The organism is Bacteroides parvus, from assembly GCF_017309675.2.
GTDB lineage: Bacteria > Bacteroidota > Bacteroidia > Bacteroidales > Bacteroidaceae > Bacteroides > Bacteroides uniformis.
This window is the reverse complement of the sequence record NZ_CP084680.1, coordinates 78,221-100,502: the sequence shown is the minus strand read 5'-3', so window position 1 is coordinate 100,502 and position 22,282 is coordinate 78,221. Positions and strand designations below refer to the sequence as shown.

17 protein-coding genes are annotated in these 22,282 nt (G+C 46.5%); 8 read left to right on the top strand and 9 right to left on the bottom strand.

From position 1 onward, the window contains the following. Positions 1–42 precede the first annotated feature (42 nt). The 3 genes from tpiA to folE all read left to right on the top strand — a co-directional run bounded on the left by tpiA (position 43) and on the right by folE (position 1,955). On the top strand, positions 43–798 hold the full coding sequence (tpiA, locus tag JXR92_RS00405; protein ID WP_005829974.1) for a triose-phosphate isomerase: 756 nt from the start codon (positions 43–45) through the stop codon (positions 796–798). 102 nt (positions 799–900) lie between these two features. Then, entirely contained in the window at positions 901–1,359 is a 459-nt protein-coding gene (locus JXR92_RS00400) for an SPOR domain-containing protein (RefSeq protein WP_117600821.1), read from the top strand. Positions 1,360–1,367: 8 nt separating this feature from the next. Next, complete coding sequence (gene folE / locus JXR92_RS00395; RefSeq protein ID WP_005829983.1) at positions 1,368–1,955, top strand: GTP cyclohydrolase I FolE; 588 nt, start codon at positions 1,368–1,370, stop codon at positions 1,953–1,955. Positions 1,956–1,977: 22 nt separating this feature from the next. On the opposite strand, the gene dnaG is transcribed toward folE, so the two are convergent. The 9 genes from dnaG to recJ form a co-directional block, all read right to left on the bottom strand. Beyond that, entirely contained in the window at positions 1,978–4,080 is a 2,103-nt protein-coding gene (gene dnaG, locus JXR92_RS00390; protein ID WP_131225426.1) for a DNA primase, read from the bottom strand. Between the two features lie 87 nt (positions 4,081–4,167). After that, on the bottom strand, positions 4,168–4,941 hold the full coding sequence (locus JXR92_RS00385; protein WP_117600823.1) for a prephenate dehydrogenase/arogenate dehydrogenase family protein: 774 nt from the start codon (positions 4,939–4,941) through the stop codon (positions 4,168–4,170). Between the two features lie 101 nt (positions 4,942–5,042). Then, positions 5,043–6,110: a bifunctional 3-deoxy-7-phosphoheptulonate synthase/chorismate mutase type II gene (locus JXR92_RS00380; RefSeq protein ID WP_119961191.1), complete on the bottom strand. Its 1,068-nt coding sequence runs from the start codon at positions 6,108–6,110 to the stop codon at positions 5,043–5,045. A gap of 168 nt (positions 6,111–6,278) precedes the next feature. After that, positions 6,279–7,463: a pyridoxal phosphate-dependent aminotransferase gene (locus JXR92_RS00375; protein ID WP_117965209.1), complete on the bottom strand. Its 1,185-nt coding sequence runs from the start codon at positions 7,461–7,463 to the stop codon at positions 6,279–6,281. Further along, on the bottom strand, positions 7,438–8,286 hold the full coding sequence (locus tag JXR92_RS00370) for a prephenate dehydratase (RefSeq protein ID WP_138344940.1): 849 nt from the start codon (positions 8,284–8,286) through the stop codon (positions 7,438–7,440). Before JXR92_RS00370 ends, JXR92_RS00375 begins: the two co-directional genes overlap by 26 nt. 294 nt (positions 8,287–8,580) lie before the next feature. Further along, positions 8,581–9,330, bottom strand: coding sequence for an endonuclease/exonuclease/phosphatase family protein (locus JXR92_RS00365; protein WP_138344942.1), 750 nt, complete (start codon positions 9,328–9,330; stop codon positions 8,581–8,583). 21 nt (positions 9,331–9,351) lie between these two features. After that, positions 9,352–10,311 carry a tetratricopeptide repeat protein gene (locus JXR92_RS00360; protein WP_138344944.1) on the bottom strand — a complete coding sequence of 320 codons (960 nt, stop codon included), beginning with the start codon at positions 10,309–10,311 and terminating at the stop codon, positions 9,352–9,354. A 108-nt stretch (positions 10,312–10,419) separates the two neighbouring features. After that, the gene (locus JXR92_RS00355) at positions 10,420–12,399 is read right to left on the bottom strand and encodes a RecQ family ATP-dependent DNA helicase (RefSeq protein WP_226791221.1); all 1,980 of its coding nucleotides are present in this window, start codon (positions 12,397–12,399) and stop codon (positions 10,420–10,422) included. A 187-nt stretch (positions 12,400–12,586) separates the two neighbouring features. Then, entirely contained in the window at positions 12,587–14,302 is a 1,716-nt protein-coding gene (recJ, locus tag JXR92_RS00350; RefSeq protein ID WP_117600829.1) for a single-stranded-DNA-specific exonuclease RecJ, read from the bottom strand. A 191-nt stretch (positions 14,303–14,493) separates the two neighbouring features. Here recJ and yaaA point away from each other — a divergent pair, with 191 nt between their 5' ends. The 5 genes from yaaA (at position 14,494) to JXR92_RS00325 (ending at position 22,281) form a co-directional block, all read left to right on the top strand. Then, entirely contained in the window at positions 14,494–15,267 is a 774-nt protein-coding gene (gene yaaA, locus JXR92_RS00345; protein ID WP_138344947.1) for a peroxide stress protein YaaA, read from the top strand. Between the two features lie 147 nt (positions 15,268–15,414). Further along, a complete protein-coding gene (locus tag JXR92_RS00340; RefSeq protein ID WP_138344948.1) occupies positions 15,415–16,410 on the top strand; it encodes a phosphatidylinositol-specific phospholipase C in 996 nt (331 codons plus the stop codon). An 83-nt stretch (positions 16,411–16,493) separates the two neighbouring features. Next, positions 16,494–17,318 (top strand): ROK family protein, encoded by an 825-nt coding sequence (locus JXR92_RS00335; RefSeq protein WP_117600832.1) that lies wholly within the window; start codon positions 16,494–16,496, stop codon positions 17,316–17,318. 174 nt (positions 17,319–17,492) lie between these two features. Then, positions 17,493–20,657, top strand: a complete 3,165-nt coding sequence (locus JXR92_RS00330; protein ID WP_117600833.1) for a SusC/RagA family TonB-linked outer membrane protein — start codon at positions 17,493–17,495, stop codon at positions 20,655–20,657. Positions 20,658–20,691: 34 nt separating this feature from the next. Then, entirely contained in the window at positions 20,692–22,281 is a 1,590-nt protein-coding gene (locus tag JXR92_RS00325) for a RagB/SusD family nutrient uptake outer membrane protein (protein WP_117600834.1), read from the top strand. Position 22,282 lies beyond the last annotated feature (1 nt).

The window sequence follows — 22,282 nt, the reverse complement described above, 5'->3', positions numbered from 1 at the left end:
TGTCAAATAGTAAATACATTAACCCTTTTAATAATAAAAAAAATGAGAAAAAACATTGTTGCAGGAAACTGGAAAATGAACAAAACCCTCCAAGAGGGTATTGCTCTTGCAAAAGAACTGAATGAAACATTGGCTAACGAAAAGCCTAACTGTGATGTAATCATCTGTACTCCGTTTATCCACCTGGCATCTGTTACTCCTTTGGTAGACGCTGCCAAGATTGGTGTAGGTGCAGAAAACTGTGCAGACAAGGAGTCAGGCGCATATACCGGCGAAGTATCAGCTGCTATGGTTGCTTCTACTGGTGCAAAATATGTCATTCTGGGTCACTCTGAACGTCGTGCTTACTATGGTGAAACAGTTGCTATTCTGGAAGAAAAAGTAAAATTGGCTTTGGCTAACGGTCTGACTCCGATTTTCTGTATCGGTGAGGTATTGGAAGAACGTGAAGCAAACAAGCAGAATGAAGTGGTAGCTGCTCAGCTGGCTTCTGTATTCTCTTTGTCTGCCGAAGATTTCTCTAAGATTATCTTGGCTTACGAGCCGGTTTGGGCTATCGGTACCGGTAAGACTGCTACTGCAGAACAAGCACAGGAAATCCACGCTTTCATCCGTTCATTGATTGCTGAAAAGTATGGTAAGGAAATCGCTGACAACTGCTCTATCCTTTATGGTGGTAGCTGCAAGCCCTCCAATGCAAAGGAATTGTTTGCCAACCCGGATGTTGACGGCGGTCTGATTGGCGGTGCTGCCTTGAAGGTTTCTGACTTCAAGGGTATCATCGATGCCTTTAATTAATGGATAATGGAGGATTGATAATTGATAATGGGGATGTGCCCGTTGTCAGTTATCAATTCCCTTTGTTTTTCATTATCAATTATCTACTATCAATTATCAATTATGAAAAAGCTTGGTTTACTTTTAGTTGCATGTTTCGTTTTTGCAACGATTTCTGTAGCGCAGAACAATATTGTGAAAAGCCTGGAACGTAATGTACCAGGACAAGGCAGGGTGACTATCCATCAAGATGCGCGCATTGCGGCATTGATAGGTTCAGAATATGTACCTGCCGGTTCGGATGAGCAGAAAGTAATTAAAAGTTCGGGTTACCGCATACAGGTTTATGCAGGGAATAATACCCGTCAGGCCAAGAACGAAGCTTATGCGGTAGCTACCCGCATCAAGGAACATTTCCCCGAACTTACAGTTTATACCTCTTTCAATCCTCCTCGCTGGTTGTGCCGTGCAGGAGATTTCCGCAGTATCGAAGAAGCGGATGCCATGATGCGTCAGTTGCGGGCTACCGGTGTATTCAAGGAAGTCTCTATTGTGAAAGAGCAGATAAATATCCCTTTATAAAGAATATCATGTTAGGAAAAGAAGAAATTGTATCTCCTTCATTGGATGAACTGAAGGAACATTATCACCGCATCCTTACTCTGCTGGGTGAAGATGCCGGACGTGAAGGTTTGCAGAAGACACCTGAACGGGTGGCGAAGGCCATGTTGTCGTTGACGAAAGGGTATCATATGGACCCGCACGAGGTACTTCGTTCAGCCAAGTTTCAAGAAGAATACAGTCAGATGGTGATTGTGAAAGACATTGATTTCTTCTCACTTTGCGAACATCACATGCTTCCCTTCTACGGAAAGGCACATGTGGCATATATTCCTAACGGCTATATTACCGGACTGAGCAAGATAGCCCGCGTAGTGGATATTTTCTCTCACCGCCTGCAAGTGCAGGAACGTATGACTCTCCAAATAAAAGAATGTATTCAGGAGACGCTGAATCCGCTGGGGGTTATGGTTGTTGTGGAGGCTAAACACATGTGCATGCAGATGCGCGGAGTAGAGAAACAGAACTCCATTACCACTACATCCGATTTTACCGGAGCATTCAACCAAGCGAAGACCCGCGAGGAATTTATGAATTTAATCAGGCATAATTCTTGATGGAAAACTCTCCGAATTGAATTTAAAAATTCAGGATGACTCTGTCTCCCAGTCGCTTTGCCATGATGCTTTTTACTTTGTTCAATTCGTTGTAGCGCTCCATGATACTGTTGCATTGAGTTTCATCGTTGGCTATGGTAGGGTTTTGCAATGCAAATAGAGTATGCTTCAATTCTTCGCAGACGATGGCATATTTGAAGTTAATCATTAACCGTGGTATTAGCTCATAAAGGCGTTCTTCGTCCGTCACCATTTGTTCTATCTGTGATTTCCTTAACTGATAGCGGTTGCTGATAAGCTCCACGCTCAGCTTGCTGATGACGGGGTCGGGATGCGCCACAAAATACCGTTCGGCAGTAAAGCCCTCATTGTGGATACGTTCGGCAGCCTCTGTCAGGATTTGCCGGTGAAGCGGATTATGGAAGGCAAGCTCGTCTTCTTTTAAATCATTGACTATATATTCAGTTACAGTGATAGGAGTTTCCTGCCCCTCTTCATTGGTGACATTGCACATCACCCGCTCGCCATAGAGCACTACCATCTTCAGAATAAGCCGTTCGTATTTATAGAACTCCTGGCCTTCCTTGCCTTCCTGCGGGATGAAGGATACATATTCTTCCTGGGGTAGAAAAGGTGGAGGTGTTTCGGAAGGGAGACTGGCAGGCAGTGATTCGGGCGTGTAGCCGATAACTTGCTGTGCGTCGGGGGGGGCAACTGTGGCTGTTTGACTGCCATTGATGCCTGCTTCTGCATTGGCTCTTGAGGCATTGGCCGACCGACGCTCACGTTCTGCTCGCTCAGCTTGTTGCTCGGCTTGCTTTTCGCGACGTTTGGCAACCTCAGAAACCAGCAGTTTGTCTTCTACGTGCAGTAATTGGGCGCACTCCTTGATATAGACATCGCGCACAATGGCTTCGGGAATGATGGAAATGCTCTGCACAAGGTTTCCTATAAGCTCGGCGCGCTTGATGGGGTCTTTTCCTGCATCTTCAAGCAACAGATTGGTTTTAAAGCGGATAAAGTCCGTTTCATTCTCTTGTATGAAATTCTGGAATTCCGTCGCATTGTGTTTGCGAGCAAAGGAGTCCGGGTCGTCCCCGTCGGGCAGGAGGCAAACTTTGACGTTCATGCCTTCTTCTAGCAACATGTCAATACCTCGGATAGAGGCCTTTATACCGGCAGCATCACCGTCGTAAAGTACTGTCATATTGTTGGTGAAGCGATGAATCATCCGGATTTGTCCGGGTGTCAATGCTGTACCCGAAGAAGCAACCACATTCTCTATGCCCGATTGGTGCATGGAAATGACGTCTGTATAACCTTCGACCAGAAAGCAACGATCTTGTTTCATAATGGCTTGTTTGGCAAAGTATATGCCGTACAGCTCGTTGCTTTTATGATAAATTTCCGATTCAGGCGAGTTGACGTACTTTACCTTGACGCCTTTGGTGGCACCGGCAAGCACACGTCCTCCGAAAGCTACCACCTTGCCGGAGAGAGTGTGTACCGGAAAGATGACCCGCCCCCAGAAGCGGTCACGCAGTCGGTGGTCGTCTGTTTCGTAGCAGAGGCCGGTCTTGACGAGATAGTCTTTTTTGTATCCTTTCTTTAGGGCTTCTTGAGCGAGTGCATCGTGGCTCTCGGTACAGTAACCTAACTGGAACTTCTCGATGATGTCATCGCGGAAGCCGCGGCTGCGGAAATAGGCCATACCGATACTCCGTCCGTCTATGTGGTTCTTTAGGATGTTCTGGAAGTAGTCGCGGGCAAAGTTGTTTACGATGAAGAGGCTTTCCCGTTCGCTCTGTGCTATCTTCTCCTCACTGGATAGTTCGCGTTCTTTGATTTCAATGCCGTATTTCTTAGCAAGATATTTCAGTGCCTCAGGATAAGACATCTGTTCGTGTTCCATGATGAAATGCACTACATTTCCTCCTTTTCCGCAGGCAAAGCACTTGCAGAGCCCTTTGGCGGGGGATACATAGAAGGAAGGGGTTTTGTCATCGTGGAAGGGACACAGTCCTACATAATTCACACCGCGTTTGCGCAGGGTAACGAAGTCCGATACTACATCGTATATTTGTGCGGCATCAAGAATTCTGTCTATAGTGGGTTGGTCTATCATGAAAGCGGTTCTATTAACAGTGCAAAGATAAAAAAAATCCCTCGTTGAGGACGAGGGAACCTGATGTTTTCACAATGGACATTTTATCTATTTAATCTTTTCTCTGATTTTGGTCAGATACTTCTTCATGCCTTCCGCATCCTTGTTGTTGATGATTTCCAGCAGATTCTTCAGTTCCAGACGGATGTTCTCCACTTGTGAGGGAGTGCGCGGGTTGAAGAGAATTTCTTGGAGCAGGTAATCGTCTTCACTCAGCAATCCTTTGGCGATAGCCATGTGCTTTTTGAATGTAGTGCCCGGAGCTTCCTGGTGTTTCATGACTGCCGAAAATACGAAGGTAGAAACAAAAGGGATGGACAGCGAATAGGCTACAGTCTCATCATGTTCGTCGAATGTATATTCAAAGATATTTAGCTTCATTGTCTGGTAAAGGTCTTTAAAGAAAATTTTTCCCAAGTGGTCACCTTCGCTGATGATGATGGCATTCTCTGTATTCAGATTACTAAGACTGGCAAAAGTCGGGCCGAACATGGGGTGTGTCGATACATATCGGAAACCGCTTTCTTCGTAAAATTTCTTCAATCCGGTCTTTACCGAAGCAATGTCACTGATGATGCAGTCCTTAGGCAGTACTGGCAACACTTGGCGGAAGGCGTCCAGTGTGTATTTCACCGTAGCTGCATTGATGACTAGTTCTGGTTCGAATTCCTTGATTTCTTCCAATGTAGTGAAACGGTAGGTGTTGTAGACAAAACGCAGTTGGTGCGGGTTAACGTCGAACACAGCCGTCTCGTGCTGGAAACTCAATATATCTGTAAAGAAAGAGCCCATTTTTCCGGCTCCAAGTATTAATATTCTCATGATGTTTAATGTGCTAATGTGTTAATGTGCTGATGTGCTAATTGCCATGCGGCATTACTGCGCAGCCAATTAGCACATTGGCACATTAGTACATTAAATAATTACTTATTTATAATTTCCATTTGTTGCCTCACACTCTCTTCGTGTATCGCCTCAAATACCTTTTTGATGAACTCGGCATCCATACCGCACAATGCACCTTGCGAGCCGCGTTTCTCAAGGATTTCGTTGTAGCGTCCGGTTTGTAGGATGGTCATATCATGTTCCTTTTTGTAAGTGCCGATTTCTCGTGCCACACGCATTCGCTTGGCCAGCTCTTGAATGAGATTGTTATCACATTCGTCAATCTGCTTACGTAATTCACTGAGGTTTTCAGTGCTTTGCGTTTCCTTGCGGATGACGAGCAGGTTGAGGATGTAATCTAGCACATCCGGAGTTACTTGTTGTGCTGCATCGCTCCAGGCACAATCCGGGTTGCAGTGACTTTCGATAATCAGTCCGTTGAAGCCCAAATCCATAGCTTGCTGGCAGAGTGGAGCTACCAGTTCGCGCTTTCCACCTATATGGCTGGGGTCGCAGATGATGGGCAGGTTCGGGATGCGTCGGCGCAACTCAATGGGGATATGCCATTGGGGCAAGTTACGGTAGAGCTTCTTGTCATAGCTGCTGAATCCGCGGTGGATGGCACCTAGGCGTTTCAGGCCTGCATTGTTGATGCGTTCCAGAGCTCCAATCCAGAGCTCCAAGTCGGGATTTACCGGATTCTTTACCAGTACCGGGATATCGACGCCTTTCAGTGCATCAGCAATTTCTTGTACGGCGAAAGGGTTGGCGGTGGTACGTGCACCTACCCAAAGAAGGTCAACTCCAGCCTTTAGGCATTCGTATACATGTTTGGCGGTGGCTACTTCGGTGGAAACGTACATGCCGGTTTCCTTCTTTACCTCTTTCAGCCAGGCAAGGCCGTCTACACCGACGCCTTCGAAACCGCCCGGTTTGGTACGCGGTTTCCAGATGCCGGCACGGAATAGTTTGATGCCTTTGTCTGCCAGTTGTTTGGCAGTGCTCATTACTTGTTCTTCTGTCTCTGCGCTACAAGGGCCGGCAATGATGAGGGGGCGTTTGTCCTCAATGCCGGGAAGGGTGATGGGTTCTAATTCGAGTTCCATATTTTTTGTTTATTAGTTTTTTAAAGTTCGTTGTATGAATGTCTCTTTTTCACTGTCCGTTTTCCTATATGGGAACTATCGTTACCCTATATGGAAAATGCATTTACCTGCCTTTGAAAATACAGGTAAGCATAAGGGTATGATTCTTAATATACTATATCCTATGTGCTAATTCATTATCTCCTTGATGCGGCTCAATGCTTCTGCCAGCTTCTGGTCCTTGCAGCAGAGGGAGATGCGGATGTATCTCTTGCCGTTGCTGCCGAAGATAAATCCCGGGGTGATGAATACACGCGCCTTGTGCAGCACGCGTTCCGTCAGCTCCTCCACATCGGCACAGGTGTCGGGTATTTTGCCCCAGAGGAACATGCCTACCTGGTTTTCATCGTATGTGCATCCCAGGGTGTGCATGATTTCGCCTGCCAGCCTGCGGCGGTTGCGGTAGTTGGCGTTGTTGCCGTCATACCAGTCGTGTTCGGCTTCCAGTGCAGTGGCGGCGGCGAGTTGCATGGCGCGGAACATGCCGCTGTCGATGTTGCTTTTCACTTTCAGTATCCATTGCACGAAGTCGGCATTAGAGGCAAGCATGCCGATACGCCAGCCCGGCATGTTGTGGCTCTTGCTCATGGAGTTGAACTCTATGCAACACTCCTTGGCGCCGGGGATGCTGAGGATACTGATGGGGTGTTCGTTCAGGATGAAGCTGTAGGGGTTGTCGTTCACGATGACGATGTCCTTGCGGCGGGCAAAGTCTACCAACTTCCGGTATAGTTCGGGGGTGGCGTTGGCTCCGGTGGGCATGTTGGGATAGTTGGTCCACATCAGCTTCACGCGGCTCATGTCCATTTGTTCCAGCTCGTCGAAGTCGGGCATCCAGCCGTTTTCTTCTTTTAGGTTGTAGTTCACCACTTCGGCACCGAGAATCTTGCTCAATGAGGTGTAGGTGGGATACCCCGGATTGGGCACCAGCACTTGTTCGCCGGGGTTGACAAAGGCAAGCGTCACGTGCAGGATGCCTTCTTTGGAACCGATAAGCGGTTGTATCTCTGTGTTGGGATTCAATGCTACGCCGTACCACTTCTCGTACCACCGGGCAAAGGCTTGGCGCAGTTCGGGGATGCCCACGTAGGGCATGTAGCCGTGTCCATCTGGGTTGCAGGCGGCTTCGCACAGCGTTTGGATGGTCTTTTCAGAGGGTGGCATATCAGGGCTTCCGATGCCCAGACTGATGACATCCTTGCCTTCGGCGTTCATTTGCGCCACTTCTTTCAGTTTCTTCGAGAAGTAGTATTCGCTTACGCTTGCCAGACGTTCGGCTGGCTTTATCTTAGATGTTTGATTTTCCATCTTCATATTCTCCTAATATTTTTAGTTCTTTGGTCAGCGGTGTGATTGCTGCGATAGATTGTTTGTATCTCAGTACATTGTCGAACACGACATCTACGTAAAACTGATACTCCCATTCCCGTCCGATGATGGGGAGGGACTGTATTTTGGTCAGATTGATTCTGTAGAAGGACAAGATGGACAATACTTGAGAAAGGCTTCCTTCGGTGTGGGGCAGTGTGAACACCATGCTGGCCTTGTTGACATCCTTGCTGCGGTGCCGGTTCAGTTCATCCACCTGCCAAGGGTCGGCTACCACAAGGAAGCGGGTGAAGTTGTGCTTGTTTGTTTCGATACCTTCCTGCAGAATCTTCATGCCATAACGCTCTGCGGCTGCTTTGGAGCAGATGGCAGCATGGCCTTTCAGGTTTTCTTTTTGGATGATTTCGGCACTGCGGGCGGTATCTTCGCCTTCCACCACTTTTATACTGGGGTGCTGTCCGAGGAATTCACGGCATTGCATCAGGGCGATAGGGTGGGAGTTGACTTCGGTAATATCAGCCCAGTCTTCATCGGGCAGGCAGACAAAACTATGGGAAATGCGCAGCTTGTACTCGCCAACAATCTGTGCACCACTTTGGCGTAATAGCTCATTGTTATGTAGCAAACTACCTGCAATGGTGTTTTCTATTGCCAGCATTCCTATGGTCTGACTGTCTTTTTTGATGGCACTGAACACGTCTTCAAAGTTGGTGCAACAGATTAACTCTATTTCTTCTCCTTCGAAGTACTTGTGTGCGGCGATGTCGTGATACGAGCCTAATATTCCTTGAATGGCTACCTTTCTCATTATTCTTTATTTTCTTGGTTATGCTATAAAAAAAATCCCGCTTCCATACGATGGAGCGGGATTCTGTATATTTACTTGTTTCTCTATTCAGTCCTTAAGCATCACTGTCACTTGATACATACAAACTCCCGCTCTACTTTCTGGCTAAAGTAAAAGTAAAAAAAGAAGTAATATGCATAAGTAAATGACTTCATACTTGTATTCTCTGTTTTTGAATTACGCGACAAAAGTAATGCTTTTCTTTTATATACAAACAAAAAACAATGTTTTTTTTAGGGATAGTAGCAATTTAACTTATTTCCCTTTAATTTGTACAATGACTTGAACCGGACGATGGTCGGATGAAATGGTGTCTTCTATGACTTTCCGGTATTGTACGTCAAACCGATACCCATTCTTGGAATAGCCGTAGATGTAGTCTATACATCGGTTGGGACGGTCTGCCGGGAAAGTATAAGAGGTTGTGTCATTGAGGGTGGCAAAATGTTTTGCCAATTCCAGCTGGGGAGCGCTTGCTGGTGCAGAGTTCATGTCGCCTGCCATAAAGATGGGCTTATCGACGTTTTGCAAGGCTTTTTCTATCAATGGTACGGCAAGGAGCTGGTCTTCTGGAGTGAGGGACTGGTGTGTGGCACAAAATACATAATCTTTAAATTCTGCAATAATGAGGGTACGTTTTTCTTCCCGTCCGGGCATTGGAATGATTTTGTATTTTATGGGTATCTCTCTGGAGAGGATTCCGATGCCGTAGCTTCCACCCTGAAAAGGAATGGCTGCTGCATAAGTCTCGTGCATTCCGGTCAGTTTTTCTAGTTCTCCGAGAGCATGGATTCCTTTGTTGCGCACCGTTACACTGTCAAGTTCCTGCAGGGCGACTATGTCCGGAGAAGTTTGACTGATAACATTGGCAATGCGTCGGTAATTGTACTCCTTGTCCATACCGATGCAATTATGTACGTTATAGGACAATATGTTCACTTGCTGTGCATGGGCAGGTGCGAACATCAGTACAAAAAGTACTGATAGAAATAAATTTCGTTTCATTGGCGGCAATAATTGAATTTGTTATAATCCTAGGATATTACCGGTACTTCCCCCCGGTTGGTTACCATATTGTCCGTTAAAGTTCTGTATCTCTTTAGGATTGAGTTCCAGTCCTTTCTTCATGTCCTCCGCAGAGCCTTCCTTGTCTCCGTTCAGCAACTTGGCACGTCCGCGCTCATGATAGGCCTCTGCGAAATTAGGGTTCAGTTCTGTGGCTTCCGTAAAGAGCTCGATGGCTTCTGCCAGCTTGTTTTGGGTGATGTAAAGCTGTCCTAAGTAGAGGAAGGCTTGTTCGTTGAAGGGATTCAACTCTGTCACTTTCTGATAACTGCTTTCTGCTTTTTCTTTGTTTCCCGTAGCTTCTTCTATCTTTCCGCGGAGCAAGATGGCACTTTCGTCTTCCGGGTCTTGTGCCAGAATGGTGTCTATGTCTTCCATCGCTTCCTTGTATTGCTGCATTTGGACCAGTGCTTCGGCACGAAGCAGACGTGCTTCGATGAAATCATCTTTCAGTACGATGGCTTTCGTAAGATGAGCGATGCACATGATGCCGTCCCCTTGCCCATTGTCTGCTTTGCCTAGCAGGTAGTGTGCCATGGCGTTGCCCTCTTCTATTTCGATAGCTTTCTTTGCCGCTCCTGCCATGGCAGGATAGTCTTCCTGCATGTAGCATACGTTGGCAAGACTGAGGTAGGTGGAGGTATGTTCCGGCTCTATTTCGGTCATGCGTTCCAGTAGTTTGTGTGCCTCGTCCAGTTCGTTGGTCTGGGTGTAGACTTGGGCAAGGTAGCCCATGGTTTCAAAGTCTTCCTGAATGGCAAGGGCTTCAATGAAGCATTTGATGGCGTAGTCTGTACGGCCCATGCGTTGTGCACGCATACCGTCATACTTGAATATCTCAAAATTCTTCTGCTCGTTTTTTTGTTTCTCATTTGTCGGACTGTCTGACTTGCCGGAGAAAAAAGATTTAAAGAATCCCATAGGTGATTAAAAATTAAAGAATTAAAAAATAAAAAGGAAAAGCATGGCTGATAAGAGATGTTCCTCGTCAGCGGCAGGACATTCTTTTCCAACGGCAAAAGTAATGAATTATTTTTTGATTTGAAGCATTCCGTTGACAGCAATTACCTTGCCTTCGTCCAACAATTCATGTAACACATCGATGAGCATGTTTTTATCGTCCGGTATCTGTTCTGCCAAAGTGGCTGGAGTTTGTTGTTTATCAGATAGGGCTTGAAGAATCTTTTCAGAAAATTCCTTTTCCGAAAGGTGGCCGGAAGGTTTCTTGTTCTTCAAATTGATGCAAGTGTCGCACTGCCCGCAGTTATGCTCGTTCTTTTCTCCGAAGTAGTGTAGCAGCATCCGGCTACGGCACACGGTATCGCTGCTCACGTAATCCAGCATGGCACTTATGCGTTTCTCATATCGCTCTTTGCGTTCCTCGTACACGGTGGGAGGGATTTGCAGGTGGCGCATTTCAACCCTCTCTCGCGTGTATATTATATATGGTGTCTTTTTGCGGGGGATGTAACTGACGATATGTAGCTTGGCTAGGTGGATGAGCTGTTCATACACTTGCCGGCGTGTGAGTCCGGTGCATATGGCCAGTGAATCTTCATTGATGAAAGCATGGTCTGTGAAGACCCCGGTATAGGAGCGGAGAATGGTTTGGATGAGTTTGTCCATATCTTCGCCGAGCTCTCTCAGTTTATAAAGTTCATCTCGGCGGATAGTGAACAGTAGCCGGGATGCATTGTCTTGTTCATCTGTATATTCCAGGTATCCCGCTTGTGTCAGAATCTTCAAGGCACTGTCCACGGGAACGGGGAAGTACTTGAACTTTCGGCAAAAGTCTTCTATATTGAACTCGCGTACACAGCCTTGTCCATCTCCCATTGCCATCTGGTAATAGTATTGAAGATGCTCATATACTTCCTTTATATACTCTTTTTCAGGAAAGGTGTCGGGAATGCGTTTGTGCAGTGTTGCCTTATCCGACTTGGCGTAAAGGATGACCGCGTAGGCTTTTTGTCCGTCCCTTCCGGCACGTCCTGCTTCCTGGAAGTAGGCTTCTATGGAATCGGGCAGATCCATGTGGATGACAATCCGTACATCCGGTTTGTCGATACCCATACCGAATGCATTGGTGGCGACCATGACACGGCTTTCTCCTGTTTGCCAGCGTTGTTGGCGGATGTCTTTGGTGGCGTTATCCAGTCCGGCATGGTAGAAATCTGCGGTGATGTCTTCGTTGTGCAGCAGTTCGGTAATTTCCTTGGTGCGGCGGCGGTTGCGCACATAGATGATGGCGCTTCCGGGCATACGGCGCAGGATGTGCAACAGCTCTCCCGTCTTGTTTTCCGTCTTGCGGACGATATAGGCAAGGTTTTTGCGTTCGAAACTCATGCGGAACACATTTTCCTCACGGAAATGCAAACTGGCCTGGATATCTTTCACTACTTCCGGAGTGGCGGTGGCTGTCAATGCCAGGATGGGGATGCCGGGCAGCAGTTTGCGTATTTCGGCTATCTTCAGATAGGCAGGACGGAAATCGTAACCCCATTGTGATATGCAGTGGCTTTCGTCTACTGTAATCATACTGATTTTCATCTTCTGCAGTTTGGTGCGGAAGATTTCGGTATCGAGCCTTTCGGGGGAGATATAGAGAAACTTGAAATTGCCAAAGATGCAGTTCTCTAATGTGACGATGATTTCCTGCCTGCTCATGCCTGAGTAGATGGCAAGCGCTTTGATTCCTCGTTTTTTCAGGTTTTGTACCTGATCTTTCATGAGGGCAATCAACGGAGTAATGACCAGGCAAAGTCCTTCTTTGGCAAGTGCCGGAACTTGGAAAGTGATGGATTTTCCTCCTCCCGTGGGCATTAGTCCCAAAGTGTCCCGTCCCTCGGTAATGCTGTTGATGATGTCTTCCTGGATTCCTCGGAAGGCGTCATAGCCCCAGTATTGTTTCAGAAGCTTCCCCCCCAATCCACCTTCTCCAGCTCCTCCGCTATCAGGGGAGAGCAATCCCGTAGGGAGGGGAGTTTTGAAGTTACTATTGCTGTTCATGGTCTTATTAAACTTCTTGCCATTCCTATCGTAGGTGTTTCAAAATACTCTTAATGCTTTCTTTAGAAGCGGATTACGAGGAATAATGCGGATTCAGTAAAATAAATCCGTGGAATCCGCGTAATCCGCGCCTGAAATTATAACATAAAGAAAATGCTTATATACTTTTGATACATCCTCATGACTTTTAATTCGGCTTTATGTCTTCAATCTGCAACTGCACTTCACCCCTCTTATGAGTATTCTCTTCAATAGAATAGCAGATGTCGAAGGAACGTTTGGTCTTGATGAAGCGTACGTGGGAACTTTGCCCGAAAGCGATGCCGTTCATCACATTGTTCGATTTATTATCCACTAATTCCAGCTTGATATGTTCTTGGTCGCGACCTACGACTTTGCTGGTACCATAATCATAGACATTGTGCGTGCAGAAAATAGGTTTGGCATTGTCCGGTCCGAATGGATTGAACTTCTTCAGGTCGCTGAAGAATTTCGGAGTGATGTCTCTGAAATCAATCTCGGCATTGATGTCGATGACGGCGCATGTCTGTTCCGGCAGGATATTTTGTGATACGAACTCTTCGAAACGTTCGATAAAAGCTGGTACATTTTCCACCTTCATGGAAAGGCCGGCGGCATAGGTATGCCCTCCGAAGTTTTCCAGAAGGTCGCGGCAGTATTCAATGGCTTTGTAGACGTCGAATCCGGAGACGGAACGGGCAGAGCCGGTTGCCATGTCATCCGTGCGCGTCAGCACTACTGCCGGGCGGTAATAGATTTCAGTCAGCCGGGAGGCAACGATTCCGATGACACCTTTATGCCAGTCTTCATTGTACAATACTATAGAACGGCGATCGGCAAGTCCGTCCAAATCGGCCACAATCTTATTGGCTTCTTCGGTCATGGTCTTGTCCAAGTCCTTGCGGGTCTCATTGTATTGATTGATTTGTCCGGCTTTCTCCAGGGCAAGAGAGAAATCTTTTTCAGTAAGCAGGTCAACGGCTTCTTTTCCGTTCTGAATACGTCCGGAGGCATTGATACGAGGACCTATTTTGAATACAATGTCACTGACAGTGATATCCTTGTCCGTTAGTCCGCAGACATCAATGATGGCTTTCAGACCTACACTGGGATTGCTGTTCAATTGCTTTAGGCCATGGTAGGCAAGGATACGGTTTTCACCCATGATGGGTACAATATCTGATGCGATGCTGACGGCGCAAAGGTCCAATAGGGGAATTAGGTGATGGAACTCGATACCATTGTTGATGGCAAATGCCTGCATAAACTTAAAGCCTACACCGCATCCGGACAGATGCTCATAAGGATAGGTATTGTCTTCCCGTTTGGCATTCAGAATAGCTACAGCAGGGGGGAGTACATCATCGGGGACATGATGGTCGCAGATGATGAAATCAATGCCTTTCTCCTTGGCGTATGTGATTTCTTCGACGGCTTTGATACCGCAGTCCAATACAATAATTAAGCCTACACCACTTTCTGCGGCATAGTCTACTCCTTGGATTGAAACTCCATACCCCTCATTGTAACGGTCGGGGATATAGTAATCAATGTTCGAATAGAACTGTTGAATAAACTTATAGACCAATGCCACAGCCGTGGTACCGTCTACGTCATAATCTCCATAAACAAGAATGCGCTCTTTCTTTCCCATTGCCTTGTTCAGGCGCTCTACGGCTATATCCATATCCTTCATCAGGAATGGGTCGTATAAGTCCGGTAATTGGGGGCGGAAAAACTTTCGGGCATCCGCTGCCGTTGTTATTCCCCGCTCCACCAGCAATTTTCCCAATATTGAGCTAATTCCCAATTCTTGGGCCAGTTGTTGGCTTGCTTCTGCCTGTTCGGGTGTAATGGGTTGATAATTCCATTTGTAAGTCATTTTATATATTATTTTTTCTTTTTCTATCTCGAGATGTTGGGGAGTGGGGGCTAATACGTGCACTTTTCTCTAACAAGGTGTAAAGGTATGAAAAACTCTTGAAACGGAGGTGGATTCTGTGGAAAATCTTTATAACTATATGCATTCTCCACTAAAAATCTTTATTTTTGTATCTATAAAAAAATATCGCTATGCTTGTTTTTATTTCTTGTGCAAAGACCATGGCAGCGCACAACTCTGTTGTCGTGCCCGAAGTCACAGTCCCGAAATTTGAGGTGGAGGCTGTGCGGAATGCGTTGGAAATGTCTCAGTATTCGGTATCCGAATTGGAAAGGCTTCTTCGGGTGAATACCAAAATTGCTGCCGAGAACCGTTTGCGTTTTCATGATTTCTGTTCGGAAGAGAATTGTCCGATGCCGGCCATCTGCGCCTATACCGGAGCTGTTTTTAAACGTATTCTTCCGAAGGATTTTTCGGCGGAGGATTTTCGTTATGCGCAAGAACATCTGCGTATCACTTCTTTTCTTTATGGGTTGCTTCGCCCGCTGGACGGTATCAAACCCTATCGCTTGGAAGGAGATGTCCGTTTGCCCGAAAAAGGTGGAATATCCATGTTTGATTATTGGAAGCCTTTGTTGACGGATTACTTCATAGAGGAAATTAAAAACTGTGGCGGTGTTCTCATTAATTTGGCAAGTGCTGAAATGAAAGATTTGTTCGACTGGAAGCGGGTGGAGCAAGAGGTGCGTGTTATTACGCCCGAGTTTCAAGTTTGGAAGGCCGGACAGCCGAAGACTGTCGTTATCTATGCCAAGATGTGTCGCGGAGAGATGACGCGTTTTATTGTCAAGAACCGTCTGGAGTGTCCTGAGGAGTTGAAATCCTTTTCTTGGGAGGGCTTCGTCTGGGATGAGATACGCAGTACGGAGAATGTATGGCATTTTTTGTTAGGTACATCTATGTAATGAAAAGGTACATTACGTTTGGCTCGGATGTTACTATATGTTGCTTTTGATGTTTGCGCAAAATGAAGAACTAAATACGCAATTTAGGATGAGGGAAAAGAATGAACCCTCTACATTTGCATGCAGTAAACTTAAAAGCAATATACTATGAAGAGAAACGGATTTAGAACAGTTGTTGTATTAGCTTTGACCATATTTCTATTGAATGCTCCGGTTTGTGCTACAGCTCCCAGATTGCAGGATACTTGTGCGGAGGCGGGGGATGAGGCTGCATTGCGGCCTGAGTGGATGAGGATTCTCCATGATACACTTCCTATATGTAAGATTTCTATTCCCGGTTCACACGATAGTGGTAGTATCAAAGGAGGGCATATGTTGAAAACGCAAGCAACAGATATTCCTGCCCAATTGCAACAAGGCATCCGCGCTTTTGATATCCGTTTGGAAAAGAAGGATGATAAACTGGGGGTATTTCACAGCCATGCCTTTCAGGATATATATTGGGAAGATGATGTTTTACCTGCTTTTATACACTTTTTGCAAACATATCCTTCTGAGACTTTGATTGTTTCTTTGAAAAAGGAAGGGGGAGAATCGCGGGATTATGCTTCTCTGCTGTCTGCTTCTTTAAGCAACCCTAAGTATCAAAGTTATTTCGTGATGGACTTTCGCCCTGAACTGACGCTGAAAGATTGCCGTGGAAAGATTCTTTTCCTGCATAGGGATTATGCTATGGATAATTATCCTGGAGCAGCATGTGTAGGTTGGGAGGATGACAGCACTTGCCTGCTCACTCTTCGCAATAAAGATGGTAAGGAAGGGATAGCTCTGCTCGAAGATGAGTATCAATATGAATCGGGTGAGGAGGCCGGGAAGAAGGTCGGGGTTTGTATTCATAATATTGAAGGGATATCTGTTGAGCCGGTTTCTTCACGTCGGTGGGGGATTACTTTTGTAAGTGCGACGGGGCTGCCCTTGGGAACCCCTAAAGTCTTTGCTGATAAGGTGAACAAGTCTATTGCTGACTATTTAAAACAAAAGAATAGCCGGAATTGTGGTATTGTTTTTATCGATTTTGTCTGTGAACCTGGAGGAAAAGATTTGGTGGAATATTTGATTGACAGTAATGTTTGCGCAAAATGAAGATTTATATGCGCAATTGGGAATACTGAAAAAAAAGCATTTTTTTAATTTTGCACATGTTGAACACCTTAATGTTATATACTATGAAACTGTCAATAGATTTAGGAGGAACCAATATTCGAATAGCCCAAGTGGAAAAAGGGAACTGCTTGAATAAAGTGTCGGTTCCATGTTTAGCTCAGCAAGATGCTTCTACTGTGTTAAACCAGCTTTCCCAGCTTATTCGGAATATGATGAATGAGCAGGTAGATGGTATCGGTATCGGTGTCCCTTCAATTGTTGATCCGGAGAAAGGAATTGTATATAATGTAGCAAATATATCTTCTTGGAAAGAAATACACTTGAAGGAGATTTTGGAGAACGAATTCAAGGTGGCAGTTGCCATTAATAATGATTCCAACTGTTTCACTTTAGGGGAGAGCCTATACGGCGAAGGAAAATCTTACACCAATATGGTAGGCGTTACTATTGGGACCGGAATTGGAGCTGGTGTTGTCATTGACCGCCATTTGTATGGTGGGCAATATATGGGAGCCGGTGAGATAGGCTCATTTCCTTATTTGGACTCTGATTTTGAACACTATTGCAGTAGTTTCTTGTTTAAACGTTATGGAACTACCGGTGCGGTAGTAGCTGAAAAAGCCCAGCAAGGAGAACAAACTGCATTGGAGATTTGGAAAGAGTTTGGGAGGCATTTGGGCAATCTTATAAAGGCAATTCTTTTTGCCTATGCTCCCCAAGCTATTGTTTTAGGAGGCGGTATCGTATCGGCTTTTCCTTTCTTTAAAGATGCTATGGAACAAACAATGCAAAGTTTCCCCTACAAAATCATATCGGATAATGTGAGGGTAGTGGCTTCGCATAAAAAGGATTCCAGTCTATTGGGTGCTGCCGCTCTTCTTGAGTAATAATCCCTATACGATTTAATTGAAAAAATAATAAACGTTTTATTGTTATATTGTTTCACGAATAAATAAGGGCTGTTAGAGAAATACTCCTTTTGTAATAACTATGTAATTCTGCTTTCTGACCTTTGTGGCAGAATTATAATTTTTATATTATAAACTTTAAATTTTGAATGCATGAAACAAGTAAATCTTAGAATCTATCGAACGATTCTGACCCTATTGTTGGGGCTGTTCTTGTCGGCAGGTGCTTATGCACAGCAGATTTCTGTGAAAGGAACAGTAAAGGATCAGAATGGCGAACCAGTGATTGGTGCCAATGTCCTTGTCAAGGGGACGACGAATGGGGTAATTACGGATGTGGACGGAAAGTTCGCATTACAAACCACAGAAAAAGATGTTTTGGAAATCAGCTTTCTGGGGTATAAAACGCAAGAAGTAAAGGCATCGTCGAAGCCTATTACCATAATTTTGCAGGAAGATGCGGAATTGCTTGACGAAGTGGTGGTCATTGGCTATGGAACGAGTCGTAAGGAAGACTTGTCCACCGCGGTTTCTACAGTGAAAATGGATGATAAGTTGAAAAGCCGTCCTGCAAATTTAGGTTCTTATTTGCAAGGACAAATGCCGGGAGTCATGATACAGTCCAATGGTGGAGACCCGATGTCCGATGTCTCTCTGTCTATCCGTGGGCGTGGTTCGCGTGGTACGGACGACAGTTATAACAGCGGTGATGGTGTGCTCTATGTGGTCGACGGCGTGCCGGGAGCCCCTTTCAACATGGAAGATGTGGAAAGTATCACTGTGCTGAAAGACGCTGCTTCTGCTGCCATCTATGGTGCTAGCGTAGGTTCGGGCGGTGTGGTTGTGGTAACCACCAAGCAGGCTTCCGCAGGCAAGGTGAAGGTGAACATCAACATTTCCAAGAGCTTTAAGAACGCTGTGAACCTGCCGGAGACGCTGACTGCCGAAGAGTATAACAGAATCTGGGCTGATGCTTGTACGGCTACCGGTGACCCTCTCCACGCTTCCAGAAACCCGGAGATTTTCCCTTATGGCAACGTTACCCGTACCGATTGGATGGATGCCATCTTCCGCACCGGCTCGCTGGAACACTATGCCCTCTCTCTGTCGGGGGGTAGCGATACGATGAAGGGTTTCGCTTCGTTTGCTTATGATGACGACAAGGGGGTGCTCCTCAATACCTATGCCCGCAAGTTCTCTGCCAAGGCCAATCTGGACTTCCAGGTGGTAAAATGGCTAAAGGTGAGCGAGCGTGTCAGCTACGAATATAAAAACGGACAGGGCGATGTAGGTACCGGTCACGAAGGTGTGCTCAATCAGGCTGTCTTCTTCCCCCGCTCGGCAAGTATATATGACTACGACAAAGAGGGAAAATTGATGATTGATGAAAAAACAGGCAAACCGCTTTACCATGGCACTATCCCCCGTTGGGCATCTGCAGAGGGCATCAATAGTCCTTACGGTGAGATGCGCAACCCTGTTGCCATGTTGGAACGCCTCGACCAGATACGACCTTCCAACCGCATCTACTCTACTACTTCGTTTGAGTTGAAGCCTGTTTCGGGTCTTACGGTGAAGAGTGACTTTACTGCCGGAATCGACATTCGTACGGAAGACATATTCAATTGCCGTGTTCCCGAAATCGGTCGCCCAAATTCTGATAACTCTCGCGATAAGACCAATACTTGGAACAGCAAGCTTTTGTGGGAAACTACAGCCACTTATGCCAAGGTGTTTGCCGACAAGCATCACTTCAGTCTCATGGCGGGTTACTCCATGAGCTACGAAAAGTATAAATATGACGCTTACTACACTACCGGCTACGTCAATGAGGATCGTCACTCCATTACCAACGGCCAGGCAGGCGAATGGAGCAAATTTCAGCCGGAGGAAAACATTTGGGAGGAAAGTATGTTGTCGGTATTCGCTCGTCTGGGCTACTCTTACGAAGACCGCTACTTCCTTACTGCTAGCGTGCGCCGCGATGCCACTTCCAAACTCTATAAGGATAACAACTCCGGCGTGTTCCCTGCATTCTCGGCTTCTTGGAAGATTTCTTCCGAAGAATTCTTTGAACCTTTGAAGAATGTGGTGAATCTGCTGAAAGTCCGCGGAAGCTGGGGACAGGTAGGTAACGTGGCATTGGTTCCGCGCTATTCTTGGAATGTGCCTCTGAATGAAACCGATTGGGCGATGATTTATGGTAAAGATTTGAACAACATTGTATATGGTGGTGTATATGCCGGTTCTATCGGTACGAAAGACTTGAAGTGGGAGACCACCGAGCAGTGGGGAGTAGGTTTGGACATGGGCTTGCTGGACAACAGCCTGAATCTTACTGTGGACTACTTTAATAAGCGCACGAAAGACCTTATCGAGGTGGTGCCTGTTCCTTCGGTGGCAGGTATCTCTGTCTCTCCTTACGGCAACGTGGGCGATGTGGTGAACCGTGGTTGGGAATTCGGCTTGAGCTACAGCAAGAAGATAGGACACGTGACATTTGGTGTAAACGGTAACCTTTCTACTGTTCACAATGAAGTGCTCGACCTTGGTAACCTTGAATTCATGCAACACAATGTGGTAATCAACAGTCTTACCCCGTTGCGTTCCGCCGTGGGCCATCCTTGGTATTCTTATTACGTGCTGAAGACCGAAGGTATCTTCCAGAGTCAGGAAGAGATAGACAACTTTACTTGGAGAGACCCCGAAACGGGCATCAAGCAAAAAGTGCAGCCCAATGCCAAGCCCGGTGACTTCAAGTATGTGGACTTCAACAACGATGGCAAGATTACCGATGATGACAAGCAATATCTGGGCAGCTATATGCCTAAGATTACTTTCGGCTTTGGCGGTAACTTGCAGTGGAAAGGCATCGACTTCAGCTTCCAGTTCCAAGGTGTGGGGAAATCCACCGTTTACAACGGCTTCAAGCAGATGGGTTACACCGGTCGCGGACAGGGTGGCAATATGCTTGCCGACGTAAAGAACTCCTGGGAATATAACAAGACTTCGGGCGTGCCCAGAATCGGTTTGATTTCCGATCCTAATGGAAACTACAACAGCTTGAACGACTTCTTCTTGGAAGATGCCAGCTACCTCCGCCTGAAGAACGTTACCATCGGCTACACATTGCCCGACAATGTGATGAGAGCCATCGGTCTGCCGGGCAGCACGGCTCGTTTCTACCTGAACGGCGAAAACCTCTTTACGGCTACCGATTATAGTGGTATCGACCCCGAAGTAGGAAACTTTGGTATCGACGGAGGTACATATCCCGTGGCACGCTCTTTCAGTATCGGATTTAACTTTAGCTTCTAAATGAAAACCAAACTCTAAAAAACAGTAGATTGAAATGAAAAAATATAAAACTATAGCATTGTCGCTCTTGCTGGGCTTTTCATTGGCCGCCTGCAGTGATTTCCTGGAATTTGACCCTTATGGACTGGAGGGCAGTACCAATTTCTGGAAAACGGAAGAAGATGTGGAAAAGGCGTTGAATGCTTTCCATGAATTCACCTACCAAGAAGGAGTGACGGGCCGCGGATTCATGTGGTTTGAGAATTGTAGTGACAACATGGTGACCGGTCGTTCACAGAGTGAGGCACAGGCCATTAAGGATTTCCAAATGACCCCGGAAAACGGTCGCGACCAAAAAGACAATTGGCCGTGGATGTACCGCATCATTGCCCGTGCCAACGATGTGTTGCGCAATGTGCCCGACATGTCCATCTCCGGGAGTGTAAAGAACCGCGCCATCGGTCAGGCACGCTTCTACCGCGGTTTCAGCTATTTGTGGCTGGCTCCTTGGTATGGCGATAACGGTGTGAACGGCGGTATTCCTATCGTAACGGAAAAAACGCCGACTGCCGAAATAGACCAACCGCGTCCGACTTCGGTGCTTGCCAACTATGACATGATTATAGAAGACATGCGCGCTGCCGCCGATTTGCTTCCCTATTTGTCCGAAATGGCCAACGAAGACTATGGTCGTCCTCACAAGGCTGCATGCTGGGCATTTGCAGCTCGTGCGGCACTTTACGCTTCGCAGTTCGATGCTAAGTATTACGACACGGTTATCGAGATGTGTGACAAGGTGATGGGTATGACAGGCGCGGATAAACGTGGCCTCTATCCCGACTTTGCCCGTCTGTGGCGCGAAGAGAACAACTTCTGCGAAGAATACATCTTCTCGTTGCTGGGTAATGCAGTGGAAGGTCCTAAATTCCATGGCATGTCGTTTGAGAACGGTGGCTGGGGATTGTATAATACGTGGGGGTACTTCCAGCCTACGCTTGAGCTTTACAACGCTTACGAAGCAGGTGACGAGCGCCGTGACGCTACTATCCTTTATCCGGGCGACCATATCCAGTTTGTGGGGCAGGATGTTACATGGGCGGTAGGCTCATGGGCTACATCAAGCACGTCAGGCTTGACCTGGAGAAAATTCATGTCTCCTTGGGAAAACGCCGACTGTATAGGAAAAAAAGTGAACTCCAATATGAACAATGCCAGCAACGTGCTGGGCACTTGCCTTATCCGTTATGCCGACATTCTGCTGATGAAGGCAGAAGCCCTTATCTGGAAGAACGGCGAAGGTGATTCCGAGGCCAAGTCTCTGCTGAATCAGATTCGCAAGCGTGCCGGATTGCCTGAAAACAGCCAAGCCACCAAGGTGCAATTGAAGAACGAACGCCGTTGTGAACTTGCATTTGAGTTCCAACCCAGCCGCCACCTTGACCTCGTGAGATGGCACGATGCACAGGAAGCTTATGCCAAGCCGTTGCATGGGGTGAAGACCACTACTAACCCTGACGGCTCATTTAATGTGCAGGAGGTTGAAATCTGGCCTGCACGTACATTCAATCCGAATGTAAACCATGTGTTCCCGATTCCTGCCAAAGAGGTGGCAAACAGCAAGAACTTGAAGCAGAATGTTTATTAAT